Source organism: Roseibium sp. MMSF_3247 (genome assembly GCF_030733765.1).
GTDB lineage: Bacteria > Pseudomonadota > Alphaproteobacteria > Rhizobiales > Stappiaceae > Roseibium.
The window spans coordinates 49,883-71,866 of record NZ_JASHII010000007.1 but is presented as its reverse complement, the minus strand read 5'-3'; the positions used below and the strand labels follow the sequence as shown (position 1 = coordinate 71,866).

General features: G+C 55.7%; 22 protein-coding genes and 1 tRNA gene. 13 read left to right on the top strand and 10 right to left on the bottom strand.

Annotation, left to right across the window (positions count from 1 at the left end; genetic code table 11):
* Nucleotides 1-18: 18 nt before the first annotated feature.
* On the top strand, nucleotides 19-783 hold the full coding sequence (locus RBB44_RS20790; protein WP_133952443.1) for a Bax inhibitor-1/YccA family protein: 765 nt from the start codon (nucleotides 19-21) through the stop codon (nucleotides 781-783).
* A gap of 171 nt (nucleotides 784-954) precedes the next feature.
* Here RBB44_RS20790 and RBB44_RS20785 read toward each other — a convergent pair whose 3' ends face one another.
* Nucleotides 955-1,344, bottom strand: coding sequence for a DUF2794 domain-containing protein (locus RBB44_RS20785; protein WP_306149727.1), 390 nt, complete (start codon nucleotides 1,342-1,344; stop codon nucleotides 955-957).
* Between the two features lie 517 nt (nucleotides 1,345-1,861).
* Between RBB44_RS20785 and RBB44_RS20780 the strand changes: the two genes are divergently transcribed.
* Both RBB44_RS20780 and ppa read left to right on the top strand, forming a co-directional pair.
* Nucleotides 1,862-2,380 carry a GNAT family N-acetyltransferase gene (locus RBB44_RS20780; RefSeq protein ID WP_306149728.1) on the top strand — a complete coding sequence of 173 codons (519 nt, stop codon included), beginning with the start codon at nucleotides 1,862-1,864 and terminating at the stop codon, nucleotides 2,378-2,380.
* A 152-nt stretch (nucleotides 2,381-2,532) separates the two neighbouring features.
* Nucleotides 2,533-3,072 carry an inorganic diphosphatase gene (gene ppa / locus RBB44_RS20775; protein WP_133952449.1) on the top strand — a complete coding sequence of 180 codons (540 nt, stop codon included), beginning with the start codon at nucleotides 2,533-2,535 and terminating at the stop codon, nucleotides 3,070-3,072.
* 37 nt (nucleotides 3,073-3,109) lie between these two features.
* Here the strand turns inward: ppa and RBB44_RS20770 are convergent, their stop codons facing one another.
* From RBB44_RS20770 to RBB44_RS20750, 5 genes are all read right to left on the bottom strand, one after another.
* Nucleotides 3,110-3,544 (bottom strand): metallopeptidase family protein, encoded by a 435-nt coding sequence (locus tag RBB44_RS20770; RefSeq protein WP_133952452.1) that lies wholly within the window; start codon nucleotides 3,542-3,544, stop codon nucleotides 3,110-3,112.
* 71 nt (nucleotides 3,545-3,615) lie between these two features.
* On the bottom strand, nucleotides 3,616-3,873 hold the full coding sequence (locus RBB44_RS20765; RefSeq protein WP_306149729.1) for a hypothetical protein: 258 nt from the start codon (nucleotides 3,871-3,873) through the stop codon (nucleotides 3,616-3,618).
* Nucleotides 3,870-4,394 (bottom strand): disulfide bond formation protein B, encoded by a 525-nt coding sequence (locus RBB44_RS20760; RefSeq protein ID WP_306149730.1) that lies wholly within the window; start codon nucleotides 4,392-4,394, stop codon nucleotides 3,870-3,872. Before RBB44_RS20760 ends, RBB44_RS20765 begins: the two co-directional genes overlap by 4 nt.
* A gap of 14 nt (nucleotides 4,395-4,408) precedes the next feature.
* On the bottom strand, nucleotides 4,409-4,987 hold the full coding sequence (locus RBB44_RS20755; protein ID WP_306149731.1) for a YqaA family protein: 579 nt from the start codon (nucleotides 4,985-4,987) through the stop codon (nucleotides 4,409-4,411).
* A 151-nt stretch (nucleotides 4,988-5,138) separates the two neighbouring features.
* On the bottom strand, nucleotides 5,139-6,659 hold the full coding sequence (locus tag RBB44_RS20750) for a M10 family metallopeptidase C-terminal domain-containing protein (RefSeq protein ID WP_306149732.1): 1,521 nt from the start codon (nucleotides 6,657-6,659) through the stop codon (nucleotides 5,139-5,141).
* An 816-nt stretch (nucleotides 6,660-7,475) separates the two neighbouring features.
* Here RBB44_RS20750 and RBB44_RS20745 point away from each other — a divergent pair.
* A complete protein-coding gene (locus RBB44_RS20745) occupies nucleotides 7,476-11,888 on the top strand; it encodes an S-layer family protein (RefSeq protein WP_306149733.1) in 4,413 nt (1,470 codons plus the stop codon).
* A 258-nt stretch (nucleotides 11,889-12,146) separates the two neighbouring features.
* Here RBB44_RS20745 and RBB44_RS20740 read toward each other — a convergent pair.
* Nucleotides 12,147-12,231: transfer RNA gene (locus RBB44_RS20740), tRNA-Leu, on the bottom strand.
* Nucleotides 12,232-12,623: 392 nt separating this feature from the next.
* Here RBB44_RS20740 and RBB44_RS20735 point away from each other — a divergent pair.
* On the top strand, nucleotides 12,624-14,189 hold the full coding sequence (locus RBB44_RS20735) for a CYTH and CHAD domain-containing protein (protein WP_306149734.1): 1,566 nt from the start codon (nucleotides 12,624-12,626) through the stop codon (nucleotides 14,187-14,189).
* A gap of 125 nt (nucleotides 14,190-14,314) precedes the next feature.
* On the top strand, nucleotides 14,315-14,842 hold the full coding sequence (locus RBB44_RS20730) for a cytochrome b (RefSeq protein ID WP_306149735.1): 528 nt from the start codon (nucleotides 14,315-14,317) through the stop codon (nucleotides 14,840-14,842).
* Here the strand turns inward: RBB44_RS20730 and RBB44_RS20725 are convergent.
* Together RBB44_RS20725 and RBB44_RS20720 are read right to left on the bottom strand one after the other, a co-directional pair.
* Entirely contained in the window at nucleotides 14,835-15,470 is a 636-nt protein-coding gene (locus tag RBB44_RS20725; protein WP_306149736.1) for a ferric reductase-like transmembrane domain-containing protein, read from the bottom strand. The genes RBB44_RS20730 and RBB44_RS20725 overlap by 8 nt on opposite strands.
* Before the next feature lie 15 nt (nucleotides 15,471-15,485).
* Entirely contained in the window at nucleotides 15,486-15,971 is a 486-nt protein-coding gene (locus RBB44_RS20720; RefSeq protein WP_306149737.1) for a twin-arginine translocation pathway signal, read from the bottom strand.
* Nucleotides 15,972-16,213: 242 nt separating this feature from the next.
* On the opposite strand from RBB44_RS20720, the gene RBB44_RS20715 reads away from it, so the two are divergent.
* Nucleotides 16,214-16,744 carry a YdcF family protein gene (locus RBB44_RS20715; RefSeq protein WP_306149738.1) on the top strand — a complete coding sequence of 177 codons (531 nt, stop codon included), beginning with the start codon at nucleotides 16,214-16,216 and terminating at the stop codon, nucleotides 16,742-16,744.
* An 18-nt stretch (nucleotides 16,745-16,762) separates the two neighbouring features.
* On the opposite strand, the gene phnF is transcribed toward RBB44_RS20715, so the two are convergent.
* Nucleotides 16,763-17,500, bottom strand: a complete 738-nt coding sequence (phnF, locus tag RBB44_RS20710) for a phosphonate metabolism transcriptional regulator PhnF (protein WP_306149739.1) — start codon at nucleotides 17,498-17,500, stop codon at nucleotides 16,763-16,765.
* Between the two features lie 135 nt (nucleotides 17,501-17,635).
* On the opposite strand from phnF, the gene phnG reads away from it, so the two are divergent.
* The 6 genes from phnG to phnK are packed head-to-tail and all read left to right on the top strand — an operon-like array spanning nucleotide 17,636 to nucleotide 21,982.
* A complete protein-coding gene (gene phnG / locus RBB44_RS20705; protein WP_306149740.1) occupies nucleotides 17,636-18,109 on the top strand; it encodes a phosphonate C-P lyase system protein PhnG in 474 nt (157 codons plus the stop codon).
* Entirely contained in the window at nucleotides 18,109-18,720 is a 612-nt protein-coding gene (gene phnH / locus RBB44_RS20700) for a phosphonate C-P lyase system protein PhnH (RefSeq protein WP_306149741.1), read from the top strand. Before phnG ends, phnH begins: the two co-directional genes overlap by 1 nt.
* A 4-nt stretch (nucleotides 18,721-18,724) precedes the next feature.
* Nucleotides 18,725-19,840: a carbon-phosphorus lyase complex subunit PhnI gene (locus tag RBB44_RS20695; protein ID WP_306149742.1), complete on the top strand. Its 1,116-nt coding sequence runs from the start codon at nucleotides 18,725-18,727 to the stop codon at nucleotides 19,838-19,840.
* The gene (fosX, locus tag RBB44_RS20690) at nucleotides 19,837-20,265 is read left to right on the top strand and encodes a FosX/FosE/FosI family fosfomycin resistance hydrolase (protein WP_306149743.1); all 429 of its coding nucleotides are present in this window, start codon (nucleotides 19,837-19,839) and stop codon (nucleotides 20,263-20,265) included. Before RBB44_RS20695 ends, fosX begins: the two co-directional genes overlap by 4 nt.
* Nucleotides 20,262-21,197: an alpha-D-ribose 1-methylphosphonate 5-phosphate C-P-lyase PhnJ gene (locus tag RBB44_RS20685; protein WP_306149744.1), complete on the top strand. Its 936-nt coding sequence runs from the start codon at nucleotides 20,262-20,264 to the stop codon at nucleotides 21,195-21,197. The genes fosX and RBB44_RS20685 overlap by 4 nt, the downstream gene beginning before the upstream one ends.
* Nucleotides 21,194-21,982: a phosphonate C-P lyase system protein PhnK gene (phnK, locus tag RBB44_RS20680; RefSeq protein ID WP_133952478.1), complete on the top strand. Its 789-nt coding sequence runs from the start codon at nucleotides 21,194-21,196 to the stop codon at nucleotides 21,980-21,982. The genes RBB44_RS20685 and phnK overlap by 4 nt, the downstream gene beginning before the upstream one ends.
* Nucleotides 21,983-21,984: the final 2 nt, after the last annotated feature.

Genomic DNA, 21,984 nt, shown 5'->3' with positions numbered 1-21,984 from the left:
AAGGGGAATCTTAAGACCATGTCGACCTTTGACCGCCAATCTCAAGGCGCTTACTCGGTTGCCGGCGCTCGTGCCGAGGCCGGCATCGATCAGGGCCTGCGCGCCTACATGCTGGGCGTATACAACTACATGACGTTCGGCCTCGCGCTGACCGGTTTCTTTGCCATCGGTACCTACATGATGTCCGTCGTAACCAACGACGCTGGCTCGATCGTGGGTTTGACACCGCTCGGCAACGCCATCTTTGCCTCACCGCTCAAATGGGTGGTCATGCTGGCGCCGCTCGGCATGGTGCTTTGGCTCTCGTTCCGGATCCAGTCCATGAGCGCGTCAACCGCTCGGACGATGTTCCTCGTCTACTCCGCCCTGATGGGTGTATCCCTGTCCTCGATCTTCATGGTCTATACCGGCGGATCGATCGCGCGCGTGTTCTTCATCACCGCAGCGTCCTTCGGTGCGCTGAGCATCTTCGGCTACACCACGAAGAAGGACCTGTCCGCTTGGGGTTCGTTCCTGTTCATGGGCCTGATCGGTATCGTGATCGCCTCCCTGGTGAACATCTTCCTCGGATCTTCCGCGCTTCAGTTCGCTATTTCCGTGATTGGTGTTCTGGTGTTCGCTGGTTTGACTGCATACGACACACAGCAGATCAAGGAAATGTACTACGAGGGCGACTCCGGTGAAGTTGCCACCAAGAAGTCCGTGATGGGCGCTCTGCGTCTCTACCTCGACTTCATCAACATGTTCCTGATGCTGCTGCAGCTGTTCGGCAACCGCGAATAATCCGCAAGCCATCATAAATGTAGAAAGCCCGGCCATTGCGCCGGGCTTTTTGTTGTCTTTCGACAAAAGATGTCGCATCCAAATCTCAGAAGGTCAGGACGTGAAAAACGGCTCAGCGGCGACCTCGATTCAGTGAAGACAGCTCCGGGTTTCCATCAGTGTGCCCCTGTGTCAGGCGTCGACGACCCGAAGATGCTTTTTCTTTTCCAGAACTCTCAGAACCTGCGCAAGATCGTGGCCACGTTTCAGAATCATGCCGCCAGTCGCGACGACCGAATATGCGCCCTGCCGCCGGGCAAGTTTAGGATCCTTTTCGATGCGATAAAGAGGCATTTCAGAGGCGCGGCGGAAAATTGAGAAAACAGCTCTGTCATTCAGAATGTCAATTGCATAGTCCCGCCACTCACCATCGGCGACCATGCGGCCATAGAGCCTGAGGATGACATCGAGTTCCCGGCGGTTGAAGGACACCACTGGTAAGGAGGGAGGAGCTTTATGCCCAGGTCCGTTGAGGCTCAAGCTCCGGCTGTGCTGAGATGCGCTATCATCGGCTTCGCTCATTCCGCCTCCCTTTTGAACCGCCTTGCACCTTGCGCTGCCGTCAGCATTTGCTTGGTGCATGTCATCCAGATGTCATGATGGTCGTGGTTCGCCGCGAATTGCAAGTGCAGGCCGGTAGAAAGCTGAGAAACTGTTGCTTTCATTCATCAATCGTGACCGAAAAACATCAAAAACTGACGCATGGGCAACTTTTCAAGAAAGAATACCAAAATTTTCATGTTTTCGCCGCATTCCAGCCCTTGGCCAGCCAAAAAGCACACCCATATTAGCATCATACCTTGATGGGAACGGTCTACGGGCACCGCGGTATGCAATAGCCCCCCAGCCCCCCGTGGTGAATGTAGAGCGACCAGATTTTTTGAGTCAAACATCAGGGCAACTGAAGGGCCGGCAACACGCCGGCCCTTTTCATTACCGGGCACCTTTGGCGGCCAGTCTCAAGAATTCCGGCAGTTTTCCCGAACCGAAAACGTTTCAAGCTTCCCCTGCCGACGCCTTGTAGTATTCTTTTCCCAAGATGACTCTTGACCTGATTGATCTTCGTGCGGCGAGACCGGCAGACTGCGAAGCGCTCGCCAGCATCCATAGCGAAGCCTGGCTCGGCGCTTATCGCGGCGTGTTACATGGCCTTGACCTCCAGCGAATGGTCTCAAGGCGGGGCGAAAACTGGTGGCGCGGAGCTCTGGCGCGCGGCGTCAACATCAAGATCCTATCCGTTGCTGATGTTCCGGCCGGATATGCCACCTTTGGCCCGTGCCGGCTAACGAATACCAGCATGGATGGCGAGATATACGAGCTTTATCTCAAACCGGAGTATCAGGGCCTGGGTTTCGGCCGCAGGCTTTTTGAAGACATCCGGGCGTCATTCCTCGAGCAACATGGCTCAGGGCTTGCCGTCCAGGTGCTGAGCGACAACACGCCCGCCCGGGAGTTCTATCGTGCGGTGGGAGGCCAAATCGCCGGGAAATCATGGCACCGGATCGGCGGGAGACGACTCGAATTGCTCATTTACATCTGGCCGAGGCAAACGCTCTGACAGCTTCACCCTTATGCCTTCCAAGACAAGGATCTGGCGCGCCCACGCCACTTCCGGGTCATTAATCAATTAGGTGCAATGCAAAACTAAAGACTTGAACTTCTGTCTTCGGATTGCGATAGACGGCGCAACGATCCAACAGGAGTTCACAGATGCGTATTGACGCCGTGCCGATTGGCAAAAACCCGCCGGAAGATATCAACGTAATTGTTGAGGTCCCCGTTGGCGGTGAACCGATCAAGTATGAGATGGATAAAGAAGCAGGCGCGATGTATGTCGACCGCTTCCTCTACACGCCCATGCGCTATCCGGGAAACTACGGCTTCGTCCCGCACACACTTTGCGGCGATGGCGATCCGATCGACGTGGTTGTCGTCAACCAGCGCCCTGTTGTACCTGGCGCCATCATGACCTGCCGTCCGATTGGCGTTCTCCTGATGGAAGACGAGTCCGGCCAGGATGAGAAGATCATTGCAGTTCCGAGCCACAAGATCACCAAGCGCTACGATAATGTTTCGGACATTACCGACCTGCCGCAAATCACGATCGATCAGGTCAAGCACTTTTTCGAGCACTACAAGGATCTGGAACCTGGCAAATGGGTAAAAGTGACGGGTGTTGAAGGCGCAGAAGCTGCAAAACGCATGATTGTGGAATCAATCGAGCGCGCCAAGACGGAAGCGGCCGAATAAACGCAGCTTGACTATCCTTGAGGCTGCCGCCGCTGCATCATCTGTCGGCAGCGGCCTCGAGACGCTCCATGTCCTGATCGCTCAAACCGAAATGGTGACCGATCTCATGGATAAGCACATGGGCGACCACATCTCCGAGCGTTTCGTCCATTGCGGCCCAATAATCCAGAATGGGCCGGCGGAAGAGCCAGATACGATTTGGCATTTGCCCGGTATGGGACAGCTCTTCGCCCTCGTCCAAGCCGACGCCTTCGAACAATCCAAGCAGATCGTGCGGATCTTCGATCGACAGTGCATCGAGAACATCATCAGGTGCGTATTCGGCAAGTGTGATCTGCAAATTGCCGCAGCGAAGCAACAGATCGTCCGGCATGGTGGCGAGTGTTTCGCTGGCCATTGCCTCAAAGTCTTTCAGGTCCGGCGCTTTGAGGTCGGTCCAGTGGCTTCGGCTGATTGGATGAATTGACGCCATATTTTGTTCCAGGCTCCAGTGAGCGCTGTTTTTCCTTTTTCGCGAGCCTCCCAACTCAGTTGGAAGATTACCTAGAGGTAGGTAACGGCAAGGTAAATCACCAGACCAATTGCAAACACCAACCCAAGCGACCGGCCGATGCGCGTGCCCCAGACTTCGATGTGGTCATCGGCATCCTTATCGGCCGCGCTCATATGGTCCCGCGCACGATCGGCCATGCGAACAAAGGTCGAGCCAACAACCGTTTCGCTTTCCGCTTGCGCGCGGTCAATCGCTCTCAGCGCCTCGTCGCGCCTCTCCTGATCGGCCTTGTGTTTTGACGTGCTCATGCCGGTGACTTTGCCATGGGAACCCGGAATTTCAAAATTCCGGCAGCAAGAAGCCCAAGTCCGGCCAACCCGGCAGATGCAACAGCATTCCAACCGGCAAAAGACAGGCCCAGCATCCGCCAGCTGGCTTCCGTGCAGCTGACAACCCGGGTCGATTGCAAGGCTTGCAGCATGTTGGAAGCGGATGCCGGAGCAGCGGCGCCCCCGCCGCAATCATTCGGGCCATCCCAGAACTGCCATTCCGCTCCGGCCTGATAAATCCCGAGGCCAGCTCCATAGGCGAACACTGCCGCGACTGCCAGCAACAGGACCGCGGCAATCCCTTTGCGACCTGTCACCAAGGCAGCCAATGCAACAAGGGCCATCGGCAACCCGATATAATAAGGAATTCGCTGCTCCAAACACAGCTTGCAGGGGACGTAACCGCCAATCAGCTGATATCCCCAAGCCGTTCCAATCACCACAAGGCCACCGGCCAATAGCAGGAGTGTCAACGACTGCGCCAGTTTTTCAGCGGACATCGGATCCTCTTTGCTTAGATAAACTTCAGCGCGGCGAAACCGCCGACCAGAAGCACGACGAACACGGTGAACATAAGACCGAGGCGTTTCTCGATAAAGTCCTTGATCGGCGGGCCGAAGAAATACAGCAGTCCGGCGACGATGAAGAACCGGATCCCCCGGGAAACAATGCTTGCAAGAACAAAGATCGGCAGGCTTAGGCCTGCAGCCCCGGAGGCAACTGTAATCACCTTGTAGGGAAACGGGGTCACACCGGCGATAAACACGAACCACCAGCCCCACTCGGCGAAGATATGGCGGAATTCCTCGACGTAGTGGAGTTTGCCGTAGAACGCGAGTACCGGCTGTGCAACCTGTTCAAACAGGAACATGCCGATGAAATAGCCAAACACACCACCGGCAACAGAGGTCAGCGTGCACAGCAGCGCATACCACCAGGCCTTCTCGCGCCGGGCAATGACCATCGGGATCAACAAGATGTCCGGCGGGATCGGAAAGAACGAGCTTTCAACAAACGAAACCGACCCCAGCGCGGTAGGTGCGCGAGGTCCGGCAGCAAGGGACAGGGTCCAGTCATAAAGGCGTCTGATCATGACGCCTCCATACCTGCTGCAATGCAAAAAGTCACCTAACGAAATTCAGGCTGGGAACGGTTTGAAACCAAGGGTAAACAAACCAGCACTGACGTGGCGCGAGCTGCGCTATGGATTTCAACGAATGCCAACCGCAGCACCCGTCTGGTGATTACAGCTCTATGAACATTTTCGCAGCATTGACCTCTTGGCCCTGAAGCTGAACCAACTCCGGGTTCACCTCAAGGAACGCCGCGCTGTCAAAGGTGATTTCCCGATTTTCAGCCCGGCCAAATTCGATGTAGTGCCGGGCGCCAGCTTCCGCATCTGCCCCGAAGACCTCGATCAAATCCTCATGCGAGGCGATGTAATCAAGGGCTGAGAAATCAATCGTCCGGCCTTCGGTCAAACCGAACTCGACAAAGTGGTCAAAGAGTGCCTCTTCGTCCGTACCAAATGCCTCTTCGACATCCTCATAACTTGCGGCATATTCGAGGATTGAAATCTGCGTTTGCGCGATAACATCGAGGTCAGCGTCGGCATAAGAAATGGTTTCGACATTGGTCAGCCGGTCCGTACCGTGATTGCTGAACACAATGGTCTCACCATTGTCAAAGACGTAGGTGTCTGCTGAAGAACTACTATGGTTAAGGACGAACACGTCGCTTCCAGCACCGGCATCAACAAGGTTGTCCCACTGGTTGCCGATGATGACATCATCTCCCGCACCACCAATCGCGTTTTCAATGACTGCGCCATAGGCGATCGAGATGTTGTTTGTGAGGCCGGCAGCGCTCGAAAAGCCGCCTTCGTTCAGATTGATGACCGTATCGACGAAATAGCCAGAGAAATCAATCGTATCTGTTCCGTCTGCGTCCCAGATCGAAAAGACTGGCGCAGTGTTCTGACTGAAATCGTAAATCGGTGACTCTGTGTTGGAATTGAATCCGTAAACCGTGTCATCAGTCCGCGTCGACATGTTCACGCCGTACTTTGCCTGGATAGCCAAGATATCGTGAAGCATCGGGGTCTGGGCAAAAGCATTTCCGAAATCAGCGCCCGTATGGCTCTCATCCCAATATGACATGATCGAATACTGAGCGCTGTCTTCGGCATAAGCGGCGTTGTTTTGATAGCTCAGCTTGCCGCCGCTGGCGTTGTAGTCACCCGGATGCGGCTGGCCGATGGCATGGCCAATCTCGTGAACCAGGACTTTGTAGCCATAATTCCCGATTTCCGGAGCCGTATTATAAGCGTAGTCACTGTTCACCCAGACATCACCGGCCCAAGAGGAAAATCCCGGAAGGTAGGCATGGGCCGCCGAATAGTCCGCCAACGTATCGGAGTTGGCAAACCGGATCGGCGCGAAATACGAATTGCTTTCCTGAAAGGTTATGTCGGCAACATCAGACCATGCCTCCAGAGCTAGCCGCGCCATGTCCATCTGCTGGCTGTTGAAACTATTGAACCCGTCGTACTCGTCCAGGCCCTTCGCATAACTTGGAAGTACCTTGGCGAAAGAATAAGTCACGACAGACAAGTTGCCCCAGCTGTAGTCGCCGCGGTTCAACTGCCCAATTATGTAGTTGAGAGAAGTGGTGCCACCGGGACCCGATGCTGCAGCGGCGGCAAATGTACCGTCTTGAGCATGCTCAATCCCGTCACAAAGAGCACTGTGACAAAGTCCGCACATAGGTTTTCATTCGGTGAAATGAATACACCGCCCCTGTTTATTTAAGTGTTTGACGCATTAGCTTGTTATTTGCTTGTGAGGGCAGTATGCGCGGCAGGTGGTAAAAATTATTGAATCGAAATTCTAGTATTTTTTGTTTGTTGGAACGTCATTAATATTTTTTGAACATGCAATTAACTTGAAATTAATACTAAAATTTCGTTATTTACATTTACAATTGCTTAGGCATAAGCGTAGCCTGGCCACAGAACTTCAGCGGCGGCCAGCACCGGCATGCTTGGATGTTTACTGGCAGACGAGATGGTTGGGGTCGACAGGGCCCAGTTGCTACATCAAACGAAAAGCCAAAGCTTCATTCATCAACGGGACAATCGCATCACAGGGGCCAAGGATTTCAGTGCTTGGCACTTTGTCCAGTCTTTCGAAGACAATCAGATTTTTGCCGGCAGCCAGTTCCGACAACCAGGGATGGCCACTTGTTCACCGGCTAACAAATTGCAGAAGAACCCTTAGTATTTTGATAAACACTTCAAGCAGCGCACGATTATTGTCACTACTGACATAATCGGTCTTATTTCTTTCCGATTTGCGCGTAAAAGTTGCTCGCTGTTAACCTTTACAGTAAATTAATTTACGCGAAGACAGACAGTTTTATCAATTATTTCAAATATTTATTTTCTTACATCAAATTTACAATAATTACCGTGTTAATAAATATATTGATAATTTTAATAAAAAATTTATTTTTGGGCTACCGCAACCATCACGCATTGACGAAAAATTTTACGAGTAAGCGAAAGCTAGTAAGGGGTTATCATGGCTTTTTCTGTTAACACTACTTTTGATTCCGCATATTATCTCTCTCAAAATCCAGACGTTGCAGCTGCCATTGAAGCAGGCTTGATTGGGAGCGCGGAAGAACACTACAATCTATTTGGTTTCTCTGAGGGACGGGATCCAAACCCGTACTTCGATACATCGTTTTATTTGGAACAGAACCCGGATGTCGCAGCGGCAGGCATTAACCCGTTTGACCACTTTATTCAGTTTGGCGAAGCGGAAGGCCGCGCTCCGAACGCAATTTTCGACCCGGCATACTACCTGGCACAAAATCCGGATGTAGCCGCTTCGGGCATGAGCCCATTCCTGCACTTCATCAACAATGGCGCTGCCGAAGGCCGCGCCCCGAACGCGTCAGTCGCCTCCCAAATCGGCGAAGGTTTTGATGAATCTGCTTATCTCGGCGCAAACCCGGATGTAGCAGCGGCAATTGGCAGCGGTGGTCTTTCAAGCGGCTATCAGCACTGGCTGCTTTTCGGCTTTGATGAAGGCCGGGAGGGTGCGCAAAATCTAGCTGGTGAAACGCTTGATCAGCCCAGCAATGACGGCACACCGGCCGACAACCCGGACGACTCTCCTGCTGATCCGGATGCTCCAGGCGCCCCGGGTGGTGGCGGCGGCGGAGGCGGCGCTCCTGCAGACACAACCGATCCCGTTTTCACGTCCGGTGATACATTTAGTGTCGAAGAAAATACAACAATTGTGGGCACTGTTGTCGCAACGGACAATGCCGCTGTTACTTACACAATCACCGGCGGCGAAGACGCAGCGGCCTTTAACATTGACGGCACGACAGGCGCACTGAGCTTTAACACTGCACCTGACTTTGAAAATCCGACCGATGCGGGCGGTGCTTCCAATGAGTATCTTGTGGAAGTCACTGCCACAGACGCTGCTGGCAACACTGCAACACAGGACATCGAAGTCACCGTAGAAGACATCACGGTGAAAAATGTCCGGACCGGTGAAAACTACACCTCTATCCAGGACGCCATTGATGCCGCGGTCAATGGAGATGAACTCCTCCTCGACGGTCAGACATTCACCCTACCCGCTACGCTTAATGTAAACAAAGAAGTGACGATCACGGGTGCTGGCGAAGGCGAGACAATTATTGATGCCGGCGCTCTTGAGAGTTACGGCGTTCTTGTTGAAGCCGATAACGTCACCATTCAAGACTTGACCATAATCGGCCCGGGCGTAGCCGGTTCTGGCGGGGCTGGTGACAACTACGGCATCAAGGTCCAGCCGGACACAGGGGACGCGAGCGACCGCCTTCTCAACTTCACCCTTGAAGATGTCACAGTTCAAGGCTCATTGCGCACCGAGATCGACTTTAACGGTGTTGACGGCGCAACGCTGAGAAACGTGACGGCGGATGGGCAAGGCACCGGCGGCAACGGAATTTCGTTGACCGACTCAGCCAATATCGTTCTGGAAGACATCACGACCACCGGCAACACCTGGGGGTCTGTCGCGATCTACAGCTATCAGAACTTCTACGATCAAACGCCAAGCAACATCACTTTCCAGGGCACTTACACTGCAGCGGAAGACACGAAGATCTATTCGCAAACAGGCCCGGCAGGTGCTGAAATCGGAACGATCAACTTCAATGCGGTCAATACTGGAAATTGGCAGGTTCTAAACTCTGATTTCCGGGCGGGCGGTGAAGCGTTTGTCTTCTACTTTGCCACGGATGCCGAGGCTCTTGCTTTCGGGATTGCGCTAAATGAATCCACAGATCCGGACAATTCTGCGTCGGCAGTCAAAGGTCCCGACGGCAAGTTTCATGTCTTTGACGGTCTTTCTGTCCAAGCGGCCATCGATGCGGCCGAAGCTGGAGACACGATTGTTCTCGCAGCCGGCGTGACCTTCGACGAGGACCTCAACATTAACAAGTCCGTTACCATTGAAGGTGCCAATGTTGGCATTGCGGCTGACGGTGTCCGCGGAGCGGAAAGCAACATAACCGGTCGAGTCGAAATCAGTGCAGACGGCGTTACGGTTGACGGTGTTCAGTTTGCACCGGCAGGAGCCGTCCCCGGCCCGGACGACAACCTGATCACGGTAACAGGCGCCAACGCAACCCTGCAAAATTTAGACGTCGATCTCGGCCGGAATACGGCAGGAGAATACCTGTTCGGCATCGTCCTTCAGGGCGAAGGGGCAACTGTACAAAACAGCTCTATTGACCGGACTGATGACGGGATCAACACAACCGGCCTGGACCGGTCCCTGATCCGGGTGTCCGGTCTGGACGATGTTACCATCGATGGCAATGAACTCATCAACGGCAATATCGGTGCCTCCCTTGGAGGTACACCGACAGATGTGAACATCACCAACAACACGATCACACCAAGCACCACCAACGTCGAGGCTATTTGGGTCGTGAATGCAGGTACTCTGCCCGCAGCTGGCCTGGATTTGTCTGGCAACACCTTCACTGGTGATGAAGGCATTCAGGTCCAGGGTTCGGATCAAGGTGACACCTTCTCCAGCTATGCCACAGACAAAAACGATCTGTTCATCGGTAAGGATGGCAGCGACTTCTTCGTCGGCGGTGGCGGAGATGATGATCTTCGCGGCGAAGGCGGCACAGATATCGCCTCCTATTCCGGCAACCAAGCAGACTACAAAGTGACTTTTGTGTCCGCTGGCATCTACACCGTTGAACACCTGAATGGCGGCGCCGATGGAACAGACACACTGACTGATATCGAGTTCCTGCGGTTTGCAGACACTCCGGTTCCGGTTGCAATTGATGCAGCGGTCGTGATCACGGTAGCCCCGTCCGGAGCAGACTATGACAGCATCCAAGATGCAATCAACGCTGCACCGGAAGGAGCAACGATCCAGGTCGCGGCAGGCACGTACTCAGAAGACGTCACGCTCAATGTCAATGGCGTCACTCTGGTGACCTCGGAGGGTGCCGAGATCGACGGCAATCTCCGCCTTGAGGCGAACAATATCAAAGTTGACGGTTTCACCCTGGATGGCCCGGGCCGCGCTGTCGTCGATCGCGGTATCGAAGTTGCAGGCGGTGACAGTATCGAGATCGCCAACATGACTGTCAGCAATTTCCTGACAGGCGCTTCCTTGGACTTCGCTTCTGCTCTGGGAACACCGACCAACGTCACATTCTCCGGCAACACCTTTACCTCCAACTGGGCAGGTATCGGCAGCACCGAGAATGTTACGGGGTTAGTGATCAACGGCAACACCTTCGATGACAACATCGAGGCAATTGGTCTTGGTGGAGGCGTCGGACTGGCGGCACCGGCAGCCGATATTGCAGGACTTCTTTCCGGCAACACCTTCACAAACGTTGATGGAGAGGAATATGCAGTCGGTGACTATACCGGGACACCGCAACCGCTCAGGTATTTGCCAGATGGCAAAATCCTGGCACTGGCTGGCGACAATCTCCAGACAATCGTCGACGCGGCGCCAGCAGGCTCGACCATCATTCTCGGCGAAGGCACCTTCACGGGCGATCTCACGATCGACAAAACCCTGACAATCGAGGGTGCGAATGCTGGAACGGCTGGGTCCGACGGCGGACGAGGCACACCATCTGTTATCGAAGGTCGGGTTCAAATCACTGAAAATGCCGACGGCACCAAAATCGACGGTGTTGATTTTGATCCAGCCAACGGCGTGAGCGACGCAGGCGGCTTTAACAACCGCACAGTTATCGAGGTCCTGGGTGACTCTGTTGAACTCACAAACTTGGTGATGACGCCAGAACTTCGCGCCAACGGAGATCATTTGACAGCGATTACCGTTTCTGGTGATGGCGCGATTATCGAGAACAATCTGATTGACCGCGAAGTCAATGGGACCAAGGCGCTGTCCAACGTCCTAATTTCCTATCGCGGTGTCGATAACATCGAGATCGACGGCAACACGCTGATCGACGGCAACATTGGTGGTTTGACGGGAGATGGCAGTGGTGTCTCAACCGGTTTTGAGATCACCAATAATGTAATTACGGCCAGCTCGACCAATACGGACTCCATCTGGATCACCGGCCCTGGTTTTGGTGCACTGCCCGACACCATCGATTTCTCGAAGCTCAACCTATCTGGCAATACGTTCAATACCGATGCCGGCTTACAGCTCCGCGGAACGGAAACTGCCGATGACTTCACAGCGTTTGCGACTGATCAGAATGATCTGTTCTTTGGCAACGGTGGCAATGACATCATTGTTGGCGGCGCAGGAACAGACACAGCGATTTACTCCGGTGCTGAAGCAAATTACCTGGTCCTGAACAACGGCGATGGAAGTTTCACCATCACGGACACAGTAGGTGATGAAGGCAGCGATACACTTATCGGTATCGAACAACTGAGGTTCAGTGATGGAACATCTATCCTCTGATAGATCGCTGACACCGCGAACAGGAAAGGCCGGGCACAGCCCGGCCTTTTCTCGTTTGTTGGAAAATTGGCAAAAACGAAGGACACCTTGAGAGCTCGAAAAAGCACCCGCAGGCGATGAGCATTGTTTCAGGGGATAGTCAGCTAGCCGGTGTAAAAGATTTGAGCAAAGATCGAGGTTGGCTAGGCCCTTTATGTGCCAAACGATCCCATGTGCCTGAAGGCAGCAGCCGAATAAAGGAAAGAAAGCAAGAAAAAGTGGTGCCCCCCGCCGGAATCGAACCGGCACTCCCGAAGGAACGGGATTTTGAATCCCGCGCGTCTACCAGTTCCGCCAGAGGGGCAACTGACACCGAGGTGCGTGAATATCACCGCCCCCGTGCCGATGCAAGCAGAGATACGCCTCAAATCCGCAAACTATCCACGATCATTTCGAAGGGCCGTCTTAAGTCAGCATTGACCTGACCAGCCGCGGCATCATTGCACCGTTTGAACTGCAAATCTGAAGCATTAAGGCGCTTGTTTAAATTGAGCGAAGACCTCAGACGGAGGCAGACACAAGCTCTGGCTCTGGCGCCAACACTGCAATCTTGGGCCGCAAGGTGATCCAACAGTGCGCGGGTCACTGCGCTGATTGCATGCGCTTGACCAACTTTAAGAAGTTTTGCCGGCGAAGAAAGGCGCAAATTGTGCGCTTTTTCTAGACAAGCTTTTTACCTTTCGATACATCTTCACCATGACCAAATCAGCACGCGAAATCGAGCTCAAACTCGAACTGGACCCGGCAGCGCAGGACGAGATCAAGCGGTCCGGCGCACTCAAGGATTTTACCGCCTCCCGATCGGTCACCAAGACCCTGCAGTCCATTTATTTCGACACGCCGGACCAGGCCCTGCGCCAAGCCAAGATCTCCTTGCGTGTGCGCAAATCCGGCCGCAGCTGGGTGCAAACCGCAAAGCTGGGAACAGGTGTCATGGGCGGCCTGTCTTCCCCGATCGAAGCCGAACATCCTGTTTCCGGACGCGCGCTCGATTTTTCTGTCATTGAAGATGCTGACGTGCGCGCAAAACTTGTCGAGACGATCGGCAACGCCGGTGTTTCCGAGTACTTTGAAACGGTCATGAAGCGCGCAACGCGCCAGCTGACCCGGGAGACCGATGGTGCCCATATCGAACTTGCCTTCGACACTGGCAACATTCTTGCCGGGCCGGAAAGCCATCCGCTGGTGGAGCTGGAGATGGAACTAAAGGCTGGGCCAAGCGCTGCGCTTTTTGAGGTTGCCAAACAGCTCCTGAATGATGTGCCGTTCCGCTTTTCACCTTACAGCAAGGCCGAACGCGGCTACCGGTTCGCCGAAGGCCAACCGGACGTAAAAGCCGTTCCCTTCTTTGCTGAAAACGTGGTGTTTGAGAAAGGCATCACCGTGGAACATGCCTTCCGAGATGTGCTGCGGTCTTGCCTCACGCAGATTGCAGAAAACCGCCTAGCAGTTCTCGCCAGTGAAGACCCGGAAGGGCCGCATCAGCTGAGGGTTGGCCTGCGCCGGCTTCGCAGTGCATTCCGGCTGTTCAAGCCAGCCCTCAATCCGGCGACCATGACGCCGCTGGACCAGCTGGCCAGAACCATCGCGGCCGAAGCCGGTGCCTTGCGCGATTTCGATGTTCTGATTGACGAGATCGTCGAACCGGTCGTGGACAAAGCACCTGAAAGCATTTCCTTCGACGCCCTGCTCGCCGATCTTCATGCATCCCGCGGCAAGGACACCCGCACCGCACTGGTCACCCATCTAAAATCAGCAGAGGTGAACGCGTTCCTGCTCGATCTGGCGGCTTACACAGAAGGCCGGGGATGGCTCGATCCGGAAAACTTTGACCAAAGCCGCCTCTTGGCGCAGCCAATCGAGGATTTTGCAGCTCAAGCCCTCGCCAAACAATGGAAAAAGGTCAACAAGTACGGCAAGCGTCTGGACGAGTTGACCATCCCGGAGCGTCACGAGATGCGCAAGGCCATGAAGAAGCTGCGCTATGGCATTGAGTTTTTCGGAAGCCTGTACCCGAAAGATACGGTCAAACCGCTTCTAAAGCGGATGAAACGGCTGCAGGATATCTTCGGCTATCTCAATGATGTTGCCATGGCCGAACGTCTCCCCGAAATGAGCAATGTGACAGGCAAGAATGCGTTGACCGCCGGACAAGCCATCGGATTCACGATAGGCTGGCATGAAGCCCAGAGCCAAGCCATGTGGCAGCACGCCCGGGGTTATTGGAATGCGACCAAGGATGTGCCGAAGTTCTGGTCGTAGAGTATCATCCGCAAATCGGCGGGCATGTCCCGTGCACGTGTTGTTTATCACACTAGTTTTGCATTCCGACTGATATGCAAACACCAGACTTGATAGGCACTTTCAAATCACGGGATTGATGAATCATGGCAGCCATTGGCACCCAAAATCGCTATGCCGCCCCCTCCAGGTTGCTGCACTGGGCAATCGCGCTGCTTGTGCTGCTGACCTGGCCGCTGGGGCTGATGATTGGGTTTGCCAAGAAAGATGTTGTGCTCGATTTCTATCTCTTGCACGAGAGCATCGGGTTTCTTGTTTTGTGGCTCATGCTGATCCGGGTCGGAAACCGCTGGCTGAACAGACCGCCGCGCCACGAGGCTCCCCCGCTTGAGCGATATGCCGCCGAAGCGGTACACGGTCTCTTGTATCTATTTTTGGTTCTCATGCCGGTGTCGGGTTTTCTTGCGACCAATGCGCATGGTTTTCCGCTGAAGTGGTTCGGCATTGTTGAGGTATGGAGCCCGATCGGCAAAAGCCCGGATATCGCACCAATCTTTTCAGCAGTCCACGAATGGAGCGCCTGGATACTGCTTGGATTGTTCGCCATCCATATCGGCGCAGTCCTGGTGCATCATGTCATCCGCAAGGACGACACGCTTTACCGGATCATCTGACGCGCCGGGTCTGTGTCTTGGGATTGGCAACCGCGCGCCCGGACCAGATCCTGAGATCCCGGATTGCCTTGAGGGTGGCGACAACCGCGGCAACACAGAGGATTGCCTTGGTGACGGGCTCCATGGTCCCTTCAATCAGAAACGCGTGAGCCGAGCCGCCCACCACAACACCCAATGCAAGGGTCGAATGGATCTTCTGCCAGGTTTTCGGACGCGAACGAAGGCCCCGCCGCAGCACCGCAACGAGCGCGGCTGCAAAGATGCACCACATGGCGATGACACCCCATGCGGAAAAGGGTGTTGGGGACCTGAATAAAAGCGCATCGACGACATCCGGCGGGCTGGTGACCCACAATCCGCCAACGTGAAGGACCACCATCAAGACCAGCATCCCCCCAACCCAGCGATGGACGGACTTGCTCTTTGCAAGAGACACCCCCGGCAACGATCCGCTTGCCAGGAGCGGCTGCAAAACCATCAAGGCCATCGCCAGGATGCCGGCGAAACCGGAGGTAATGTAAATCGGGTCACGCCACGCCAGCAAAGGGCTAAAAGCGGCCGCCACCAGCGGAGCAATCACAACTGTGCCGATGAGACCCCAAAGAATGGCCTTTTGGGATGGTTTCATTCCGAACGCGGCCTGCTATGCCGGGTTCAATACAAAATGCGCTTCAAGGCTCTTGTCTTGAGAACTCGGCATCACGGGGCGCAAAAACACGGTTTCAAAGTCACCGCTGTCATAGGCAAGGTGCCCGTGCGGCTGGCCAAAGGCTGGCACAATTTGGGGCATTTCAAGCCGGAACACACCATTCTCGTCGGTGAGAGTAGCGCCGTGGCTCTCCGGATCCCGTTCATGTCCTTCCGTCGTATGTGCCCAAATCTGGATCCGTTGTCCCGCCAATGGCGCGCCGTCACCTGCCCGGCGCACAGTTCCCGTCATCCAGAAGCCGCCGCCGCCAATTCGGTCCACGATCGGCGCTCCAGGCCGGTAGTTGTTGGCGCCGCCGCGCATCGACGGAGTCGGGGCAACACCTTTTGCTTGCGCAGGAACAATCAGTCCGGAAGCGCTGCTTACAATTGCCGCACCGCCAGCTGCAAGAATGGTCCGGCGGGAGAAATCGACTGCCATGAATATCCTCCTATCGGTCGGAAAAAGTCGGACGCCACACATTGTTGCAGCGCATTACCGCAGGATATAATGCAGATCGGGACATTTCCGAGGCCACGGCCAAGACTTGAGCCATTTCTGAGCCTCACGGTTTCGTGAGCCAAAGTCGAACAGCCCCTTCAGCTCAGGGAAACGAAAGAGCGTGAGCGGACTGACCTCGCAAATAATTGCCCATAGTTTGCGAGCAAGGTAAGCAAACAAAGATGCAACCAAGACAACATCCACAGGCGCCAGCCGACGCAATTGTCCTGCTGGGAGCTGCGGTCTGGACAGGCGGGCGACCCAGCCCGACACTTCTCAGGCGGATCAAACACGCAGCCGAGCTTTATCAAGCCGGCGCGGCGCCGGTTATTATTGGATGTGGCGGGCTTGGAAACCATCCCCCGGCAGAAGCTGAGGTCATGAAACGCGAGCTGATCGTCTTGGGTGTCCCGGAAAGCGCGATCCGCACCGAGACACGGTCACGCAACACCTTGGAGAATGCCGTCTTTTCCGCGCGTATCTTGCGACGGGAGAAGCTTGAAAATATTCTGATCGTCTCCGACCGGTATCATCTTCCCAGGGCGGTTTTGTGTTTCAAAACGCTCGGATTTTCAGCGGCAGGTTCTGGCCCTGGACGTTCCGTTTCAAAGACACCACTCAACAGATGGCTCTATGCCTGTCTTCGAGAAACGGCAGCTTATCCGCTTTATCTGGCCAAGATGCGTGCGATACGAAAACGGTCTCGCTTTTGATCGGGCCAGCCGCTTACATCATTCCCCATTCACAACGAGCTGGATCCTGTCAGCAGCAGCGCGTGTGCGGGTGTATTGCAGCGGACGGCCATCAGGGTCGACATTAACGCTTTCAATGACCACAACCGGCTGCCCCAAGGCGATGCCAAGCTGCTGAGCATCTTCGGTATCGACCAGTTCCGCAGAAATCCGGCTTTCCCGCCGGCTGTAGTCCTTGATGCCGCCCCGGCGCAAAGCTTCGGTAATGGTGCCGCATTCCGCATAGTCGGCCACCAAATTCGGAACCCGGGCCTGCTGAAGCCAGCTGGTTCCCACCATCATTGGCACACTGTCGGCAACACGTAAGGTCTTGAGACGGATCAACGGTGTTCCCAGCGGAACCTCCAAGTGCTGCGCCAACAACGCATCCGCATCTTCGATTTCTGATCCAATCAAGCGGCCGCTTGGCGAGCGGTCCTGGCCGGAGACAATCTCCGAAAACCGTGTCCGGGCATTGATCGGGTAGCTCAGCGGAGCGCTCGCCACAAACGTTCCACGGCCTTGATCAGCGCGCAAAAGCCCCTCTGCCGTCAATGCAGCAATAGCCCGGCGGACCGTATGCCGGTTCACACCAAACCGGGACGCTATCTCGGATTCCGGCGGAAGGCGGCTGCCTTTTTCGTAGCCACCGGCGGCGATTTCGCCCTTCAGCATTTCCATGATCTGGCGCCAAACGGCAATGCCTGCAGCCCGGTCCAGTTTGCTTTGTCCTGTCATGCGCTCGTCATCAAATTTCGCTACTCAAGAGTCAATAAGTTTATTTGTCTATACAAATAGACAAATTGAGTCTACAACCCGCTCACGCACCTGCCTCAAACTCTCAAAGCGGCCAACAAACACAAAGGCGTGTTCATGACCGAGACCACACCGTCTTCCACAATTGCCGGCGACCAAGCCGCCCGGCAGAAGAACCTTGCCATTCTCGCCCAGGCTCCAGCCGAAATCCTAGACCAGAAGTTCAATAGCCTGACGCCACCATCTTACGAACTTGTGCGCCAGCCGGAGACGGGTCTGGTGATGGTCCGTGGCCGGATGGGCGGAACCGGAAGCCCCTTCAACCTTGGAGAAGTGACTGTGACCCGCTGCGTTGTCCGCCTCGACAGCGGAGAAACCGGCAGCGCCTACGCACTTGGCCGCGACAAAACCAAGGCTCTGCAATCGGCCGTCATTGACGCCCTGTGGCAGCACGGTAAGACGCGGGCGCAAATCGAGACGGACATCATCGGCCCGCTTTCGAACAGCCAGACGGAGCGCAAAACCACCGTCCGCGAGGAAACCGAAGCAACGCGAGTCAATTTCTTCACGATGGTGCGGGGAGACAACTGATGACCGCAACCGCTGCACTTGCCGCCGGATTTGCAGATCCTGTTCACGACGCACAAGGGTGTTTCCGGACCATTATGAACGCTATGGCGCGACCGGGAACGCTTCAGGTCCTTGGTCAAACCCATCTCACACCACCAGCGCCGCTGACACCAGCAGCCGCGGCCATCGCGCTCACCCTGTTCGACTATGACACACCTGTCTGGCTCGACAAACAGCTTGCACAATCCGAGAGCGTAAAGGCCTTCCTTCGCTTTCACACGGGCGCACCAATCGTAAGCGAACCTGTCGAGGCGGCCTTTGCCCTGATCGCAGATCCGGCCAACATGCTGCCGCTTGCAAGCTTCAATCAGGGCTCGGCGGAATACCCGGACACGTCCACGACACTCATCCTGACAGGCCAAAACCTGAACAACGCAGACGGTGTTGTGCTCGAAGGGCCCGGCATCAAGGACACGCAAACGTTTGAAACAGGTCCAGTGCCGCAAGTGTTCTGGGATCAGGTCATTTCCAACAACGCCCAGTTCCCACGCGGCATCGATCTGATCTTCACAGGCAAAGACACCATCGCAGCCCTTCCCCGCTCCACCTCAGTCACTCTAAAGGAGGCCTGAGCCCATGTATGTTGCTGTCAAGGGTGGCGAAAAGGCCATCCGCAATGCCCACAAGCTGACCGCCAAGCGGCGCCGCGGTGACACCTCCGTTCCCGCGCTGACACTGGAGCAAATCTCTGAACAGCTGTCACACGCGGTGGCGCGGGTAATGGGAGAGGGTTCGCTCTACGATGAAACGCTCGCTGCTCTTGCAATCAAGCAATCGCGCGGCGACCTGATCGAGGCCGCCTTCCTGATGCGCGCCTACCGGACAACGCTGCCGCGGTTCGGCTACAGCCAGCCTGTCGATACGGCAAAAATGCTTGTCGAACGCCGGATATCGGCCACATACAAGGACTTGCCGGGCGGCCAGATGCTGGGCCCGACGTTCGATTACAGCCACCGGCTTTTGGATTTTGCGCTGGCCGCTGAAGGTGGGGACCTTGATGCGGAAACGGCTCCGGTCGAAGACGAACCGATGCCGCGTGTCACCGATCTCCTTGGAGATGAAGGCCTCATTGAACCGGACCCGGCAGCCGATGAAAACGCGCCGGTGGGCGATCTCACCCGCGACCCGCTGTCTTTCCCGGCAGACCGGGATCTGCGCCTGCAAAATCTCGCACGGGGCGACGAGGGTTTCTTGCTCGCGCTCGCGTACTCCACGCAGCGCGGTTACGGCCGCACGCACCCTTTTGCCGGTGAAATTCGGTACGGTGAGGTCGAAGTGGAGTTTTTCGCGGAAGAACTCGGCTTTGCCGTCACCCTTGGCACAATCAAGGTGACCGAGTGCCAGATGATCAACCAGTTTGCTGGATCGGCGAAGGCTCCGCCCGCCTTTACGCGCGGCTACGGCCTCGTCTTCGGACAGGTTGAACGCAAGGCTATGTCCATGGCCATGGTTGACCGGTCCCTGCGCTGGGAAGAACTCGGCGAAGAACAGGTTGCCCCGGCCCAGGACGGTGAGTTCGTTCTCTCCCATTCCGACAACATTCAGGCGACCGGCTTCGTCGAACACCTGAAACTCCCGCACTATGTCGACTTCCAGGCCGAACTCGATCTGGTGCGCCGCATGCGCGGCGAGTGGTTCGAAAAACGGGCGCGCGAAGACGCCGAAACCTCTGCCAAAGAGGCTGCGGAATGAGCAGTGGCCTCAGCCATATGACCTTCATCGTCAGTGATCTGGACAAGATGACCAGCATCCTGACGGATGTCTTGAAAGCAGAAGAAGTCTACGACAGCGGCCAGGAAACCTTCTCCTTGTCGGAGGAAAAGTTCTTCCTGGTCGGCGATGTCTGGATCGCAATCATGAAAGGCGCACCACTTTCCGAGCGCACCTACAATCACGTTGCCTTCAAGATCGAAGAACAGGACTTCGAGGCCCGGCTTGCCGCGATCCAATCGCTCGGCCTTGAATTCAAGCCGCCGCGCGATCGCGTCGAAGGTGAAGGCAGGTCCATCTACTTCTACGACGCCGACAATCATTTGTTCGAGCTGCACACCGGCACACTGGAAATGCGGCTCGATAGCTATCGCAAAATTCTCGATGAACGGAGGGCGGCACAATGAACGCCACGGCTCTGATTTTCGATCAGGGTGAATACAATTTCGCCTATCTCGATGAACAAACAAAACGTATGATCCGCCGCGCGATCCTGAAGGGCATCGCAATCCCCGGATATCAGGTACCGTTTGCCTCGCGCGAAATGCCGATGCCCTATGGCTGGGGCACTGGCGGGGTTCAGGTAACGGCCTCGATACTTGGCAAGGATGATTGCCTGAAGATGATCGACCAGGGCTCGGACGACACGACCAACGCCGTTTCCTTGCGCGGGTTCTTCGAAAAGACGGCAAATGTGCGCACGACTTACGAAACTTCTGAAGCCACCGTCATCCAGACCCGCCACAGGATCCCGGAAAAGGAACTGCGGGAGGACCAGGTCTTGGTGTTCCAGGTCCCGATCCCCGAACCGCTCCGGTTTCTGGAGCCGCGGGAAACGGAAACCCGCAAGATGCATGCCCTCGAAGACTACGGTCTCATGCACGTGAAACTCTACGAGGACATCGCCAAGAACGGCCACATCGCCACCACATACGCCTATCCGGTGATGGTCAATGACCGCTATGTAATGGATCCCTCGCCAACACCGAAATTCGACAATCCGAAGATCGACGAAATGGCCGCATTACAGCTCTATGGCGCGGGCCGGGAAAAACGCATCTATGCGATCCCGCCCTACACCAAAGTGAAGAGCCTCGACTTTGAGGACTATCCATTCGAGGTCCAGAAGTTCGACAAACCGTGCGGACTGTGCGGCGCGGAGCATGTTTATCTCGACGAGGTCATTCTCGATGACAAGGGCGGGCGCATGTTCGTTTGCTCAGACAGCGACTATTGCGAAGAACGGCGCGCCGCAGGGCATGTCGGACCAATGGCCGCAAACCCGGCGGCCCAGCAAATCGGCGGACACGGCACAAACGCAGAGGAGGCGTCCCGATGAACGTCTTTCAAGCTGACGACCCGCTGCTGCAGGTCCATAATGTAACCCGCTACTACGGAGACCGGATCGGATGTACCGACGTCTCCTTCGATCTTTGGCCCGGCGAAGTACTGGCCATTGTCGGCGAAAGCGGTTCAGGCAAAACAACCCTTTTGAACTGCCTGTCGACACGCCTTGCCCCGACTGCCGGCGCTATCGAATACCGCATGCGCGATGGATCGATGCGGAACCTCTATCAGCTCTCAGAAGCCGAGCGCCGCTTGCTGATGCGCACAGACTGGGGGTTTGTGCATCAGAATGCCGCCGACGGACTGCGCATGAACGTCTCTGCCGGCGCCAATGTCGGCGAACGGCTGATGGCGGTCGGCGATCGGCACTACGGCAAGATCCGCGAGACAGCAGATGATTGGCTGGGCCGGGTTGAAATCGCCAGTGACCGGATCGACGATGATCCACGCTCGTTCTCAGGCGGCATGCGGCAACGGCTGCAAATTGCCCGAAATCTTGTAACCCATCCGCGGCTGGTCTTCATGGACGAACCGACCGGCGGCCTCGATGTTTCCGTCCAGGCACGGCTGCTCGATCTTCTGCGCCGCCTTGTGGCTGATCTCGGCTTGTCAGTTGTGATCGTGACCCACGATCTGGCGGTCGCCCGTCTGCTGTCGCATCGGATCATGGTGATGCGCCACGGCCGGGTGATTGAAGCGGGGTTAACCGATCAGGTTCTGGACGACCCGCGTGAGCCTTACACCCAGTTGCTTGTCTCCTCCATTTTGCAGGTCTGATC

Bases quoted from the DNA above. Each gene is read 5' to 3' on its own strand.
- RBB44_RS20790 (WP_133952443.1), top strand. From the start codon at position 19: ATGTCGACCTTTGACCGCCAATCTCAAGGCGCTTACTCGGTTGCCGGC.
- RBB44_RS20785 (WP_306149727.1), bottom strand. From the start codon at position 1,344: ATGAGCGAAGCCGATGATAGCGCATCTCAGCACAGCCGGAGCTTGAGC.
- RBB44_RS20780 (WP_306149728.1), top strand. From the start codon at position 1,862: ATGACTCTTGACCTGATTGATCTTCGTGCGGCGAGACCGGCAGACTGC.
- ppa (WP_133952449.1), top strand. From the start codon at position 2,533: ATGCGTATTGACGCCGTGCCGATTGGCAAAAACCCGCCGGAAGATATC.
- RBB44_RS20770 (WP_133952452.1), bottom strand. From the start codon at position 3,544: ATGGCGTCAATTCATCCAATCAGCCGAAGCCACTGGACCGACCTCAAA.
- RBB44_RS20765 (WP_306149729.1), bottom strand. From the start codon at position 3,873: ATGAGCACGTCAAAACACAAGGCCGATCAGGAGAGGCGCGACGAGGCG.
- RBB44_RS20760 (WP_306149730.1), bottom strand. From the start codon at position 4,394: ATGTCCGCTGAAAAACTGGCGCAGTCGTTGACACTCCTGCTATTGGCC.
- RBB44_RS20755 (WP_306149731.1), bottom strand. From the start codon at position 4,987: ATGATCAGACGCCTTTATGACTGGACCCTGTCCCTTGCTGCCGGACCT.
- RBB44_RS20750 (WP_306149732.1), bottom strand. From the start codon at position 6,659: ATGTGCGGACTTTGTCACAGTGCTCTTTGTGACGGGATTGAGCATGCT.
- RBB44_RS20745 (WP_306149733.1), top strand. From the start codon at position 7,476: ATGGCTTTTTCTGTTAACACTACTTTTGATTCCGCATATTATCTCTCT.
- RBB44_RS20735 (WP_306149734.1), top strand. From the start codon at position 12,624: ATGACCAAATCAGCACGCGAAATCGAGCTCAAACTCGAACTGGACCCG.
- RBB44_RS20730 (WP_306149735.1), top strand. From the start codon at position 14,315: ATGGCAGCCATTGGCACCCAAAATCGCTATGCCGCCCCCTCCAGGTTG.
- RBB44_RS20725 (WP_306149736.1), bottom strand. From the start codon at position 15,470: ATGAAACCATCCCAAAAGGCCATTCTTTGGGGTCTCATCGGCACAGTT.
- RBB44_RS20720 (WP_306149737.1), bottom strand. From the start codon at position 15,971: ATGGCAGTCGATTTCTCCCGCCGGACCATTCTTGCAGCTGGCGGTGCG.
- RBB44_RS20715 (WP_306149738.1), top strand. From the start codon at position 16,214: ATGCAACCAAGACAACATCCACAGGCGCCAGCCGACGCAATTGTCCTG.
- phnF (WP_306149739.1), bottom strand. From the start codon at position 17,500: ATGACAGGACAAAGCAAACTGGACCGGGCTGCAGGCATTGCCGTTTGG.
- phnG (WP_306149740.1), top strand. From the start codon at position 17,636: ATGACCGAGACCACACCGTCTTCCACAATTGCCGGCGACCAAGCCGCC.
- phnH (WP_306149741.1), top strand. From the start codon at position 18,109: ATGACCGCAACCGCTGCACTTGCCGCCGGATTTGCAGATCCTGTTCAC.
- RBB44_RS20695 (WP_306149742.1), top strand. From the start codon at position 18,725: ATGTATGTTGCTGTCAAGGGTGGCGAAAAGGCCATCCGCAATGCCCAC.
- fosX (WP_306149743.1), top strand. From the start codon at position 19,837: ATGAGCAGTGGCCTCAGCCATATGACCTTCATCGTCAGTGATCTGGAC.
- RBB44_RS20685 (WP_306149744.1), top strand. From the start codon at position 20,262: ATGAACGCCACGGCTCTGATTTTCGATCAGGGTGAATACAATTTCGCC.
- phnK (WP_133952478.1), top strand. From the start codon at position 21,194: ATGAACGTCTTTCAAGCTGACGACCCGCTGCTGCAGGTCCATAATGTA.